General features: G+C 70.8%; 10 protein-coding genes. 6 read left to right on the plus strand and 4 right to left on the minus strand.

The genetic code is table 11. From position 1 onward, the window contains the following. Positions 1-62: 62 nt before the first annotated feature. From D7X30_RS33055 to D7X30_RS33065, 3 genes are all read right to left on the minus strand, one after another. Entirely contained in the window at positions 63-1,388 is a 1,326-nt protein-coding gene (locus D7X30_RS33055) for a DUF1552 domain-containing protein (protein WP_120566955.1), read from the minus strand. Next, positions 1,385-3,022, minus strand: coding sequence for a DUF1592 domain-containing protein (locus D7X30_RS33060; RefSeq protein ID WP_233591937.1), 1,638 nt, complete (start codon positions 3,020-3,022; stop codon positions 1,385-1,387). Before D7X30_RS33060 ends, D7X30_RS33055 begins: the two co-directional genes overlap by 4 nt. Positions 3,023-3,339: 317 nt before the next feature. Next, a complete protein-coding gene (locus D7X30_RS33065; protein ID WP_120566956.1) occupies positions 3,340-5,481 on the minus strand; it encodes a M3 family metallopeptidase in 2,142 nt (713 codons plus the stop codon). Positions 5,482-5,652: 171 nt separating this feature from the next. Here D7X30_RS33065 and D7X30_RS33070 point away from each other — a divergent pair, with 171 nt between their 5' ends. From D7X30_RS33070 to D7X30_RS33090, 5 genes are all read left to right on the plus strand, one after another. Beyond that, positions 5,653-6,546, plus strand: coding sequence for a hypothetical protein (locus D7X30_RS33070; RefSeq protein ID WP_120566957.1), 894 nt, complete (start codon positions 5,653-5,655; stop codon positions 6,544-6,546). Between the two features lie 7 nt (positions 6,547-6,553). Then, complete coding sequence (locus D7X30_RS33075) at positions 6,554-6,937, plus strand: hypothetical protein (protein WP_120566958.1); 384 nt, start codon at positions 6,554-6,556, stop codon at positions 6,935-6,937. A 12-nt stretch (positions 6,938-6,949) separates the two neighbouring features. Beyond that, the gene (locus tag D7X30_RS33080; RefSeq protein WP_120566959.1) at positions 6,950-7,483 is read left to right on the plus strand and encodes a hypothetical protein; all 534 of its coding nucleotides are present in this window, start codon (positions 6,950-6,952) and stop codon (positions 7,481-7,483) included. Positions 7,484-7,963: 480 nt separating this feature from the next. Continuing rightward, complete coding sequence (locus D7X30_RS33085) at positions 7,964-9,325, plus strand: DHA2 family efflux MFS transporter permease subunit (RefSeq protein ID WP_199724624.1); 1,362 nt, start codon at positions 7,964-7,966, stop codon at positions 9,323-9,325. Positions 9,326-9,457: 132 nt separating this feature from the next. After that, on the plus strand, positions 9,458-10,909 hold the full coding sequence (locus D7X30_RS33090) for a sialidase family protein (RefSeq protein ID WP_147443379.1): 1,452 nt from the start codon (positions 9,458-9,460) through the stop codon (positions 10,907-10,909). A gap of 123 nt (positions 10,910-11,032) precedes the next feature. Here the strand turns inward: D7X30_RS33090 and infC are convergent, their stop codons facing one another. Further along, positions 11,033-11,782, minus strand: coding sequence for a translation initiation factor IF-3 (infC, locus tag D7X30_RS33095; protein WP_120567012.1), 750 nt, complete (start codon positions 11,780-11,782; stop codon positions 11,033-11,035). Positions 11,783-12,061: 279 nt separating this feature from the next. Between infC and D7X30_RS33100 the strand changes: the two genes are divergently transcribed. Beyond that, the gene (locus D7X30_RS33100; RefSeq protein WP_233591938.1) at positions 12,062-13,252 is read left to right on the plus strand and encodes a trypsin-like serine protease; all 1,191 of its coding nucleotides are present in this window, start codon (positions 12,062-12,064) and stop codon (positions 13,250-13,252) included. Positions 13,253-13,344: the final 92 nt, after the last annotated feature.

Below are 13,344 nucleotides of genomic sequence, written 5' to 3' on the forward strand. Positions count from 1 at the left end.
CCCGCGCGCTGGAGAACCGAACGGGGCAGGCGGCCCCCGGGGGGTCCGAGCCCCTTCCTGCCCTACGCTCCCAGTCCGGGCAGGGGCCCGGTGCCGTCGTCACCGAAGGTCGTCGCGGGCACGCCGAACATGTGGAGCAGCGCGATGTAGAGGTTCGCCAGCGGCTGGCCCTCGTAGCGGATGTGCCGGCCCGGTGAGATGGCGCCGCCCGCGCGGCCCGCGAGCAGGATGGGCAGGTTCTTGTGCTCGTGCATGTTGCCGTCGGCAATCTCACTGGAGAAGTACACGGCGCTGTGGTCCAGCAGCGTCCCGCCCTCCTCCTGCACGGCCTTCATGCGCTGGAGGAGGTACGAGAACTGCTCCACCTCCCACTTGTCGATTTTCACCAGCGCGTCGTAGTTGGCCTGGTCCCGCTGGTGGTGCGAGTACGTGTGGTGTTCGCCGGACAGCCCCAGGAACGAATACACGCGGGTGCTGCGCGCGTTGCCCAGCATGAAGGTGCACGTGCGGGTCAGGTCGCACTGGAACGCGAGCACGATGAGGTCCAGCATCGCCTTCGTCTTCTCGCGCACGTCCTCGCTCTCCGCGGGCGTCACGGCCGCGCCGCACGTGGGGCCGGAGCCATCCATCGCGTTCACGCGCAGCTCCAGCTCGCGCACGCCGGTGAAGTACTCGTCCAGCTTGCGCTTGTCCGTGGTGCCCAGCTTCCCCTGGAGCGACTTCGCGTCGTCGCGCACGGCGTCGATGATGCTCAGGCCGTACGCCTTGCGCTTCGCCAGCTCCTCCTGCGTGACGTTCGGGTCGAAGTCCGCGAAGAGCCGCTCGAAGGCCGCGCGAGGCTTCGTCTCCTTGGGCACGGGCGTGGACGGCCCCGCCCACGCGATGTTGTTCGCGTACGGGCACGCGTAGCCGGAGTCGCAGTTGCCAATGCCCTTGCCCTGGTCGATGCCCAGCTCCAGCGACGGGTAGCGCGTGGCCGTGCCCACCGCGTTCGCCAGCACCTGGTCCATGGAGATGCCGGTGCGGATGTTGGTGCCCTCCGTCTTGCGCGCCTTCACGCAGGACAGGAACGCGGACGTCGCGGCGGCGTGGTGGCCGTCGCCGTCCGGTTTGCCAGGCAGGTTGTCCAGTCCGCTCAGCACCAGCAGGTCGCCCTTCACCGGCGCCAGCGACGCGAGCGTGGGCGTCAGGGAGAAGTCCGCGCCCTCCCCGCCGGGCGTCCACTTGGGCATGTGGATGCCGCAGGGCGTGTAGAAGGCCACGAAGCGGCGCGGGGCCGGCGTGGCGGCGCGGGCCGTGCGCGGGCGCATGACTTCCAGCAGCGGCAGCGCCATCAGCGCGCCCATGCCGCGCAGGAGCGTCCGGCGGGAGAGGGCAGTGTGACTCATGGCTTTTGTCCCTCCGCTTCGCCACGCCGTTGCAGGAACGCGTCGCTGCGGACGATGGCGAGGATGTAATCGGTGAGCCGGCCGCCCCGGGTTTCGGCCTGCTGGGAGATGTCGCGCACGGTGCAGCGGTCCTGGTCTTCCGCGCCGCGCCCCAGCGCGTAGGTGAGCAGGTGACGTGTCATGCACGCGGACATGTCCGGGTCCTGCTTCACCACCGCGCGCATCTCCGCCACGCCGTTGAACGCCTTGCCGCCGGGCAGCTCGCCGCTGGGGTCCACCACCGCGCCGCCTTCCTCCTTCGTGCGCCAGCGGCCCACCGGGTCGAAGTTCTCCATGCCGAAGCCCAGCGGATCCATCAGCGTGTGACAGCCCGAACAGGTGGGGTCCACGCGGTGCTGGGCCATGCGCGCCTTGATGTTGAGCGTGGGGTCCACCGCCGGGGCCAGCCCGCCCGCGTCGGGCGGTGGCGGGGGCGGCCCCTTGCACAACAGCTGCTCCAGCACCCAGACGCCGCGCTTCACCGGCGACGTGCGGTCCGGGTTGGCGGTGACGGTGAGCAGCGCGCCCTTGCCGAACAGGCCCGCGCGCTCCGGGTGGTCCTTCAGCTCCACGCGCGTCATCGCGGTGGTGCCGGGCTTGGGCAGGCCGTAGTGCGAGGCCAGCCGGTCGTTCACGTAGGTGAAGGGCGCGTCCAGCAGGTCCTTGAGGTGGTGGTCCCCGGTGACGAACTCCTGGAAGACGAGCTGCATCTCCTGGCGCATGGCCTCGCGCAGCGGTTCGTCGAAGCCGTAGCGCGACTCCGGCTGGGCGAAGTCGAGCGCGCGTGTGTAGAGCCATTGCCCCGCGAAGTTGTCCACCAGCGCGTGGGACTTGGGGTCCGCCAGCATGCGCCGCACCTGCGCCTCCAGCACCTCCGGCTCGTGCAGGTGGCCGCCCTCCGCCGCTTGCAGCAGCGCTTCATCCGGCATGCTGCTCCAGAGGAAGTAGGACAGGCGGCTCGCCAGCTCCAGGTCGCTGATGGGATGCGGCGCCGTGGACGTGGGCGCGGGGTCCAGTTCCACGCGGAAGAGGAAGTGTGGCGACACGAGCACCGCGCGCAGCGCCAGCTTCACGCCCACCTCCGGCGCGTCACCCTGCTGCCGGGCCAGCGCGACGAACGCGACCAGCCGCTCCACTTCTTCCGACGTGACGGGCCGGCGCCAGGCGCGGCGCGCGAAGGTCTTGAGCAGCTCGCGCGCGCAGGCCTCCGGTTGGGCGGGGTCGAGCACGCACGCCTTGAACACGCCTCGCGTCCACGCGGCCTCCACCAGCGCCTCCGCCGCGTGCGAATACTTCTCCATCAGCAGCGGGGACATGCTGAGCACGTCCGCGTTGTTGTCGAAGCCGAAGCCGTGGTCGTCCGGCGGGAAGCTGCTCGCGGGCGAGCCCGTTTCGCCCAGGAGGTCGCGCACGGTGTTGTTGTATTCAGCGCGGTTGAGGCGGTGCAGCGTGACGCGGCCCGGGTCTCGCGCCGCCGAGCGGCACAGCGCGTCCTGTGGATCCACGGACGCGTCCGGCCCCGGCAACACCCGCGCCTTGGGAGGTGAATCGTTGCAGCTCGCGGTCAACATCGCCGCCACCGCCGCGAGGCCCACCCTCCGCCATCTCCGCCCGCAGGCCGTCACCGCGTGCACGCCTCCTCTGGGCCGCGAAAGGGCCCCGGTGAGCGCGCTCCAAAGCAAGACCCTCACCAGCAGCGGCGTGACGACAGACTGACGTCAGGCTCCGTCCCCGGGGTGGAGATGGGCACGTGCGAGGGACTTGATGGGGAAGGGGAGTTCCGCGACCGGGCAGGGCCCGGGGCCCACGGAGGCACCGCGCGCCGACTCCTGCCCCCAGGGGCGGGTCAGGCGGCGCGGCACTCCCGGAAGCGGGCTTCAAGACACGGCCCGCTTCCGGGGATGAGGCAGCGCTACTTCGCGTCCTTCGCGGTGCCCGTCGTCTTCGCGGCGCCGTCGAGGTACGCGCGGTAGGCCTCGAAGCCGTACGGCCGGCCGAGGAAGTCCTTCACCTGCTCCGCGGCGGGCTTGGAGCCGCCGGGCTCCAGCACCGTCTTGCGGTAGTGCATGGCCGTGTCGCGGTCCAGGTAGCCGGTCTCCTGGAACTTGGACTCCAGGTCCTTCGCGATGACGGAGGACCAGAGGTACGTGTAGTACGCGGCCGAGTACCCATCCAGGTGCCCGAAGGCGAGCTCGAAGTGGGTGCCGTCGCGGAACTCGTGGCGGAAGGGCGACAGCTTCTTCTGCAGCTCCGAGAGCACCGCGGACGTGTCGAAGCCCGGCGCGCGCGAGTAGTACTGGAGGCTGACCGCGGACAGGAACAGCTGCCGGCGCGCGTACAGGCCCAGGCCGAACTCCTTCGACGCGCGCAGCTTCTCCACCAGCTCCGCGGGGATGGGCTCGTTGGACTCGTGGTGCTTGGCGAAGCTCTTGAGCACCTCCGGCTGCTCCGCCCACTGCTGCAGCAGCATGGACGGCGTCTCCACGAAGTCGCGCTCCATGGAGATGCCGGAGATGGGCGTCCACTTCTGGTGGCCGGAGAAGATGGTGTGCATCAGGTGGCCGAACTCGTGGAAGAACGTCCCCACCTCGTCGTGCGTCATCAGGTCGCCGGGGCGCGGGAAGTTGCACACAAGCACGGCCTCCGGCAGCCGCTTGTCCAGCTCACCGGTGACCAGGTCGAACTGCGCCGCGTGCTTGTACTTGTCGTCGCGCGGGTGCATGTCCAGGTAGATGCGGCCCAGCGGCTTGCCGCCGTCCACGACGTCATACGCCTCCACGTCGGTGTGCCACGTCTTCGCGTCCTTCACCGGCTGGAAGGCCACCCCCCACAGGCTGGAGGTGATGCCCATCACGCCGTCCTTCACGCGCGCGTACTCCAGGTAGGGCCGCACCGCCTGCGAGTCGAACCCGAACTTCTCCGCGCGCAGCCGGTCCTCGTAGTAGTCCTGGTCCCAGGGCTCCACCACGGTGGCGCCCTTCACGTCCTTCTTCTTGCGCGCCAGCAGGTCCGCCATCTCCTTCTTCGCGCGCGCCTCCGTGGCCTGCGCCAGCTGGTCGATGAAGTCCGCCGCGGCCTGCTGCGTGCGCGTCATGCGCGTTTCGGTCGTGAAGGCCGCGTAGGTGTCGTAGCCCAGGAGCGTGGCCAGCTCGTTGCGCTTCTCGATGAGCTGCGCGAGCACCGCCTGGTTCTTGGGGAACGCGCGCTGGCGGTAGGTGCGCCAGAGCTTCTCGCGCGCCTTCGCGTTCTTCGCGTACGTCATGAACGGGAAGTAGTCCGGGTAGTTGCTGGTGATGACCACCTTGCCGTCCGCGCCGGGCGCGTGCGCCTTCTTGTAGTCCTCCGGCAGCCCGTCCAGGTCCTTGGGCGTGAAGGCCACGCTGCGCGTGTCCTCCGCGATGTTCTGCCCGAACTGCTGGCCCAGCTTGAGAATCTCCTCGTTGAGCGTCTTCACCTTGGCGCGCGTGGCCTCATCCCGGTCCACGCCCGCGCGGCGGAAGTCCAGCAGCGTGCGGTCCATCCAGTGGTGCGTGGCCGCGTCCTCCTTGGACAGGTCCACCAGCGACAGCGCGTCGTAGACGCCGCGGTCCTGAGACAGCGCCACGTTGGCCGCGTCCACCTGCTGCTCGCACTCGCGGGACGCGTCGCGCATGGCGGCGTCCGGGTGCACTTCATGCGTGAGGCTGGAGCGGTTGGCCGCGTTGAGGATGGCCGTCTGCGCCTCGTCGTACGCCTTGAGGACGCCCTGGCCGTTCGTCTTCGGATCCAGCTTCTTCAGCGCCGCGACCTGCGCCTGCGCGCGCTCCAGGTCCGCCTTGCACAGGGCCTTGAAGGCGTCCGGCGTGCTGGCCAGCGCTTCCGAGCCCTTCATGGGCGCCAGCTGGGGCTTCGCCGAGTTGGCGGCGATGCGGGCCTGGGCTTCACGGTTCTGCGTGATGCTGCCGTTGGAGCAACCCGTCGCGGCGAGCGCCGCCACCACGGTGAGCGCGGGGATTTTCAAGGGGACTTCCTCCACAAGGGGAACGACCTGCGTCGCGGGCCCGTCATGCCACATCCCCGCCCCTCCGCGCCCGTCCGCCGTGAACAGCCAGGGTGTCCTCCGGTACAGGCTGGATGCTTGGGGGCCCCAGCTGACGCAGCCCGCCTTGTTCCCCGTGCAGCCGCCCGGTAATCCGGCACTCGCTTCGAATTCTTGGAAGTTGTCCTGGCCGGAGGGTGAACACGGATGCGCAAGGCACTGGGTGGTGCGGTCGCGGCGTTGCTGTTGTGGGGCTGTGGTGGGGCGGGCACGGAAGCGCCGCCGGCGTCCCCCGAGGGGCTGTCGCTCCGCTCCGGCACGGGGCTGACCGAGGGCACCTGGGCGCACGACGGGCAGACGGTGTCCTTCGCCTCGCGCGAGGTGGAGCCCGGGGTGTACCGCCTGGAGGTGCGCATGCACGGCATGACGCTGACGGGGCTGATGGACCCGGCGTCGGGCGTGTCCACGCTGGACGGCTTCGCGGACACGAACGTGCAGGACACGCAGGTGGTGGACGCGGACCGCCAGGTGTTGAGCGCGTTCTACGGCGCGCTGAACCAGGGGCTGCCGCAGGGTGACGCGGCGGCGCCGGAGGCCATGTACCTGCGCCGCGCGGTGGGCCTGTGGGCGCAGCAGCCCACGAGCGTCACGCTCAAGCGCACGGTGATGGGCGAGCAGGGCCGCGGCTACACGATGCTGTGCAGCTACGCGAAGTGCGGCGGCAAGAACACGGGCAGCTGTGGCGGCACGTACAACTGGTACTCGTACGCGAAGCACGACTGCGACAAGGGCGGCTTCGACAACGCGCGCAACCAGCAGATCGCCCAGCTGGGTGACCACACGACGTGCAACGGCGACGAGTACTACATGAACGGCAGCACCTGGGTGTGCGGCGAGCCGGACCACTGGTCGCGCCCCAAGGTGATGGGCAACTGCTTCGGCCGCTGCGGCGGCGGCTGCGGTGGTGACACGCAGTACACGCTGGACGCCACCAACCATGACGGCTGCGTGCGCAACGGCCACGTGCTGGCGAGCGCCTACTGCAATGATCAGTTCGTGTCCGCGTCGGACGACGAGCTGTTCGCGCCCAACTGCTACTAGAGGCCGGATGGGACGACGCGCGGTGAGGCACGCGGTGGGGGCGGTGGGGCTGTGGCTCGCCGCGCTCGGCTGTACGTCCACGACGTCCTCCAAGGCGGAGGCCGCAGAGGCAGCGGTGCGCCGCTTCTTCCAGGCCCTGCCGTCCGGGGACTGCGCGGTGCTGGGCCCCATGCTGGTGACGGGGCAGGGTGTGCCTTCGTGCGAGGAGACGGTGAAGGACCTGCGCGAGCACGGCATGGGCCTGGTGGATGTGCTCGACGCGAAGGTGGATGGCCGCGATCCGAACGCGGTGGTCGTGCGGGCGCGGGTGTCGCAGGGAGGAACGGAGCGCGCGGAGCCGTTCCTCTTCCGGGTGGAGCGCCAGGGTGACGGCTGGCGCCTTCGGTTGTAGGGGGAGTGGACGATGCGGAACCGTGAGCGGGTGATGCTGGGGAGCGCGGCGGTGCTGGTGGCCGCGTTTATCGCCGTGGCGCCATGGCCGTCGCGCGAGGCTTCTTCTCCCGCCGCAGCGCCCCCGGTGACGAACGCGGGCCCTGGCCCGGTGACGGCGGCCCAGGTGTCTCCGAAGCGCGCGGTGCCGGTGCGGACGCCGGACCCCGCGCCGCCCCACGCCACGGTGGTGCCGCCTTCGCCCGGAGACGTGCCGCCGGAGCCGGAGGTGGCCAACGCGCCGCCGCAGCAGAACGACCCCATCGAAGAGGAGAGGCCCCAGACCGCGCGCTGGAAGCTGGAGAAGACGGAGCACATCGCCACGCTGCTGGGGCGGGACGTGACGCGGCTGGAAGGCGAGCGGCAGGAGGCGAAGTCGCGCGGGGACAAGGCCCGCGTGGAACAGGTGGACGCGCTGCTCCAGCGTCACCGCGTCCGTTTGGACGAACTGCGCGAAGAGGCCCGCACCCTGGCCGAGGCCGCGAGGAACGAGCCTTCGGAACCCTGACGGACGGGCGGGGCTCCCCGTCGGGGGCGCTCCGCACGAACTTGTCCGACAGTCGGACAGGGTTGGAGGAACCGGGTAGGGGCGCCCGAGCCCGCTGATCAGCGGAAACCTGTCCGACAGTCGGACAGGGTTGGAGGACCGAGGCTCCCCCACTCCCGGTGAACAGCGGGAACTTGTCCGACAGTCGGACAGGTTTCTGGACCGTGCCGGGGGAGGTGGGCCTCATGCTCGGGGGCCTGTCGGCGGAGGTGCCCGCTCGGCTGCCCTCCAGCCGGAGTGCCGCGCCCGCTTCACGCGCGGGCCCCACCGCTTCGCGCTGGGAGTACAAGTGCTTCTGCCGGACGCGGCGCGGCCTTCACGCGGGCGTGACAGGCACGGTGCTGCGTGCGCATAGAAAAGGACGTGTCCGTTACCGCGACTGCCTCCACCGCGCCTTCCAGCACCCCCTCCACCCGAGGCTCCCGGCTGGCATCCATCGCGGTGGCCAGCGCGCTGTTCATGGAGTTCCTGGACTCCACGGCGCTGTCGACCGCGCTGCCCACGCTGTCCGTGGCGTTCGGCACCGACCCCGTCCACCTCAAGCTCGCGCTGACGTCGTACATCCTGGCCCTGGCGGTGCTCGCGCCCGCGAGCGGGTGGATCGCCGACCGCTTCGGTCCGCGCCGCGTCTTCATGACCGCCATGGTCGTGTTCCTCGCGGGCTCCGTGTTGTGTGGCTTCTCCCAGACGCTCGCGCAGCTCGTCGTCTTCCGCACGGTCCAGGGCCTGGGCGGCGCGCTGATGACGCCCGTGGGCCGGCTCATCGTCGTGAACTCGGCGCCGCGCGAGAAGCTGGTGTCCGCGATGAGCTGGTTCACCATGCCCGCACTGATGGGGCCGCTCTTGGGACCGCCGCTCGCGGGCCTCATCCTGGGCGTCGCGGACTGGCCGTGGATCTTCTTCATCAACGTGCCGGTGGGCCTGTTGGGCATGTGGGCCGTGGCGCGCTTCGTGCCCCCGCTGAAGCAGCCGGACCCCGGCCCCTTCGACACGAAGGGCTTCGCCATCGCCGTGGTCGCCATCACCGCGCTGATGGGCGCGGCGGAGACGGTGGGCATCGGCCTGGTGCCGTGGCCCGTGCAGGCGGGCATCACGCTGGTGGCGGTGGGGGCGCTGGTGGCCTACGTGCGGCACGCGCTGCGCACGCCGCGCCCGGTGCTCAACCTGCGCCTGTTCCGGGTGGACACCTTCCGCGCCAGCATGATGGGCGGCGCGCTGGTGCGCATCGGCCTGGGCGCGACGCCCTTCCTGCTGCCGCTGCTCTTCCAGGTGGCCCTGGGCTGGGGGCCGCTGGAGGCGGGGCTCGTCACCATCGGGACGGGGCTGGGCGCCTTCGCGTGCAAGCCGGTGGCGCCCGCGCTCATCCGCCGCGTGGGCTTCCGTCAGACGCTCATCGCCTCCAACCTGGTCACCGCCGCGGTAACGGCCGTGCCCGCCTTCTTCGGCGTCACCACGCCCATCCCGTTCATCATCGGCACGCTGGTGTTCAGCGGCTTCATGCGCTCCCTGCAGTTCACCGCCACCAACACGATGGCCTACGCGGACCTCCCCAGGGAGTCGGTGAGCAACGCCTCCACCATCGCGGTGGTGACGCAGCAGATGGCGCTGAGCGTGGGCATCAGCTTCGGCGGCCTGATGCTGCACGTGGCGCGCGGCGGCGGCGACGTGCGCCTCACGCCGGACCGCTTCCTCCTGCCGTTCCTCGCCATCGGCTTCGTGTCGTCGCTGGCCGGGCCGCTCTTCCGCCGGCTGCGTCCGGACGCGGGCGAGCACATCGGCGGCAGGGCCGCGGCGCGCGGCTGAGGCGTCCAGCCCACGACACAGCCATCGCCCCGTCGGAGGGCAGGCGGGCAGGCGGCGACCCTTTTTCCCACCTTCTTTCGTCCCTCCCTCCCCACCAATTTCCCGGCGGGGAATCCAACGGAAGGGGTGGGAATGGGTTGGGCGGCACTCACAGGACTACTGCTCGCGGGCATGACGGCGGCGACGCCACCCTCGGCCATCCCGGTGCGGGGAGGCAATGCGCTGACGTTGCCCGCGCACCGGCACATCGTGCGCGTGTCCCGCAGCGAGGGCTCCGTGCTGCTCGCGGCCGTGCAGCAGGGCGGACAGGACGGGCATGGCCTGCGGCTGTTCCGCAGCGACAACGGCGGCAGCACCTGGAAGCAGGAGGGCATCATCCACGACGGCTCCACCTATGACCGCGCGGACCTGGTGGTGGTGGGCAAGGACGTGGCGCTCGTCTACGCGGTGGAGACGCCGGACAGCGCGGGCATCAGCGGCTCCACGTCCCGCGACGTGTACTTCCAGTGGTGGCGCTACAGCGCGTCCAAGAACCACTGGCTCCCGGACAAGGCCGTGCGCGTCTTCGACTCCACCAGCTCCAGCACCGCGTACTACCGCGCGGAGCTGGCGCGCGACTCCAAGGGCCGGCTCTGGGTGCAGGCCTTCTTCCGGGAGAAGGACGCGAGCAACACGCTCGTCATCTCCGTGAGCAGCGACGGTGGCTCCACCTTCCGCACCCAGTCCTCGCTCGCGCGAGACATCCCGAAGCGCGGAGGCGGGCGGCTCATCAGCCTGGGCAGCCGGCTGATGATGCTGTGGAGCTCGCACGACGGGCGCGACACCACGCACTACCGCATTCGCGATGACAGCGCGTCCGTGTCCAGCTGGTCCTCCACACGCACCGCCTTCTCCGACGGCATCTACCACGGGGCCGCGATGAGCGCGGTGGCGGACGGGAAGGGCGGCCTGCACCTGGTCTACAAGGACAACTCCGAACGGCTGCTCTACCGCCGCTTCGACGGCAACGCCTTCGGCTCCGCGGTGAAGGTGCTGGAGGACGGGGACTGGGCCACGCAGCCGGCGCTCGTGCGCGCGGGCAGCAGCCTGTACCTCTTCTACAACCAGCCCCGGAGCGACGGCACGGGCTACCGGCTGTGGGTCCGCGCGCTGTCCTCCAGCGGCAAGCCGGGCGCGGGCAAGGAGCTCGCGTCGGTGTCCGGCTTCGCGGGCTACCCGGCGGCGCCGGACGTGCTGCCCTCGGGCGTGCCGCTGGTGTGCTTCTTCGGCATCGAGCCGTCCTCCGGCTCCAGCTACCGGCTGTCCTTCTTCTCCACCAGCGCGTCGTCGCTCAAGTCCCAGACCGTGGCGGCGAAGCAGGCCCCGGCGAATGAGGACCAGGACGGCGAGCGGTTCACCGCCACCGGCGGCTCCGGGTTCGAGCCCCCGCCGGACCCCGGCGCTCTGGCGAGCGCCATGACGAGCCCCTCCCAGCAGGCGATGGCCGCCGGGTGTGGCGGTGCCAGCGCGATGCTCGCGGTGGGCGTGACGTTCATCCTGATGGAGTGGGGCCGGCGCCGACGCACCCGGGTCCTGCCCGGCTAGCAGGGCAGTCCGGCGTCACGGCCGCGAAGACGAACGCGGGCGGTCTCCCCGGGACGCATCCCAGGGGGCACCGCCCGTGTGCGCGTCTCCCGGTGAGGGGAGACGCGGGAGGCCTGCGGACGACTACGTCGTCGCGGGCGCGGCGTCCGGCGCTTCGTCCGGCGTATCGTCGCCAGCTTCGCTGGCGCCGTCGGATTCGACCGGGGCCGTGGAGGCACCGTCCGCACCCGGAGCACCGGCCGCCTGGGGCTTCTTGCCGGTGCCAGGAGGCGGGGACTTGCGAGCGGCCGCCGCGGCCTGCCGCGCCTGCTCACGCGCCTTCTGCGCGACCTTCGGCGTGGGGGCCAGGATCATGTACATCTGCCGGCCTTCCATGCGCGGCAGCTGCTCCGCCACCGCCACGTCCTTCAGGTCCTTGATGACGTCATCGAGGATGGCGCTGCCCAACTCCTTGTGCGTGATTTCACGCCCGCGGAACTGGATGACGACCTTGGCCTTGTTGCCCTCTTCGATGAACCGGCGGGTGTTGCGCACCTTGAACTCGTAGTCGTGCTCCTCCGTCTTGGGACGGAGCTTCACTTCCTTGAGCTGGATGACCACCTGCGTGCGCTTCGCGTCCGAGGCCTTCTTCTTCTCCTCGTACTTGAACTTGCCGTAGTCCATGATCTTGCAGACCGGCGGCTTGGCCATCGGGCTGACTTCGACCAGGTCGAGCGACTCGGAGCGGGCCTTTTCCAGCGCCGCCTCGATGGTCATGACTCCGAGCTGCGAACCGTCGGAGCCCACGACACGGACTTCCCGCGCGCGGATGCGGCGGTTGGTTCTCTGGTCCCTGTTGGGACCCCGGCTGCTGTTTCTCTGTTCGCGAATGATGTGAACATCCTCCAAAAAGGGTTGCAGACCCACCACCCGTGAAGATGTGGCGGGCCACTCAATGTGGCAGTCCCCTCCGGCGGAGAAGGCAGGCAGACAAGCCTTCAGCCCCTCGGGGCAGGGAGACGTGCAACGGACTCTATCCGGTTCACGACCCCCAGGGGCAAGGTAACGCGGGGCACCCCCCATTCCCATGACCCCCTGTTGCCTATGATGCGCCCCATGGTGAAACGGTCCACCGCGTCCGCCCGGGATAGGACAGGATGCCCACCCCCGAGGGTGGTTGCGCTCGGGACCTGGCTGGTGCTCGCCTGCCTGCCCTCCTGTGGCCCGGTGGACTCCGGGCCTCCGGGGGCCCCCGGGCCTGGCGGCGGCCCGGGCCAGGCCCTGGTCCAGGGGACGGACGCCCCCGGGGACACGGCGGCGGTGGCGCTGGTGGCCCGGCGCACCCGCTGCGGAGGGGAGGCGCCGGTGCTCCTCTGCTCGGGCGCCCTCATCGCCCCGGACGTGGTGCTGACGGCGGCGCACTGCCTGGCCGTCTTCGGGGAGGCGGGCCCCTACGAGGTCTTCCTGGGCCCCACCCTGCTCCCGGAGCCCGGGCCCGGCGGGCGGTTCGTGCGGGTCACCCGGGCGGTGGCCCACCCGGAGTTCGTCCCGGCCACGCACACCTGGGACGCCGCGCTCCTGCGGCTGGCGGTGCCCGTGACGGACGTCCCGCCCCTCCGGCTCCCCCAGGCGGGGGACGCCCCGGTGGCGCCGGGAGACCCGGTGCGGGCGGTGGGCTACGGGGACACGAAGGACGCGGCCCGGCCCGCGGGCCAGCGGCGGCAGGGCCAGCTCCAGGTGACGGGCGTCACCGGCAGCGCCTTCCAGGCCGGCCCCGCCCCGGCCATGACCTGCGTGGGGGACAGCGGAGGCCCGGTCCTGGGGGGCCCGGCGGGGAACGAGGTGCTCCTGGGTCTCACCGTCAGCGGTGACGTGGCCTGCCGGACGGAGGCGGTCCAGCTGCGGGTGGACGCGCTGGAGGACTTCCTCCGCCCCTTCCTGGAGGAGGCCCCACCTCCCTCGCCTCCAGGGACGCTCCCCCTGAAGGTCCTCTGTGAGGAGTCCTGCGCGAGCGACGCGGACTGCCCCGCGGGCCTGCAGTGCGTCACCGCCGGGGACGCCCCTGCCCGGTGCCTCCTGCCCGCGCTCCAGGCCGGGACCTACGGCGAGGCCTGTACGAAGGACGCCGCTTGCGGCGCCCCGGGCGTGTGCGCCCGGCTGGAGGTGGACGGCGACGACGCCTGCCGCTGCTTCACCCCCTGCGAGGCCACCGTCGACCCGCTGACACCGGACCTGGACCGGCCCGACGTCAAATGCGGGTGTGGCAGCGGCCCCGGTGGCTTGGGCGCTACACTCGCCGTCCTGCTGGGGCTGTTCTGGCGACAGTCCCACCGCAGGATTCCACGAGGTCGGTTCCCGGCGTGACTCTGCGTGAAAGCGCCTACAGAACCGCAAATGTAGGCGAAACTCCGCGAATCAAACTCCGAGAATCAGGCATCGACGTTTTCGGCAATCGC

The sequence above is a fragment of the Corallococcus sp. AB011P genome, from assembly GCF_003611605.1.
Classification (GTDB): Bacteria; Myxococcota; Myxococcia; order Myxococcales; family Myxococcaceae; genus Corallococcus; species Corallococcus coralloides.

Bases quoted from the DNA above. Each gene is read 5' to 3' on its own strand.
- D7X30_RS33065 (WP_120566956.1), bottom strand. From the start codon at position 5,481: ATGTGGCATGACGGGCCCGCGACGCAGGTCGTTCCCCTTGTGGAGGAA.
- D7X30_RS33090 (WP_147443379.1), top strand. From the start codon at position 9,458: ATGGGTTGGGCGGCACTCACAGGACTACTGCTCGCGGGCATGACGGCG.
- D7X30_RS33055 (WP_120566955.1), bottom strand. From the start codon at position 1,388: ATGAGTCACACTGCCCTCTCCCGCCGGACGCTCCTGCGCGGCATGGGC.
- D7X30_RS33080 (WP_120566959.1), top strand. From the start codon at position 6,950: ATGCGGAACCGTGAGCGGGTGATGCTGGGGAGCGCGGCGGTGCTGGTG.
- D7X30_RS33075 (WP_120566958.1), top strand. From the start codon at position 6,554: ATGGGACGACGCGCGGTGAGGCACGCGGTGGGGGCGGTGGGGCTGTGG.
- D7X30_RS33070 (WP_120566957.1), top strand. From the start codon at position 5,653: ATGCGCAAGGCACTGGGTGGTGCGGTCGCGGCGTTGCTGTTGTGGGGC.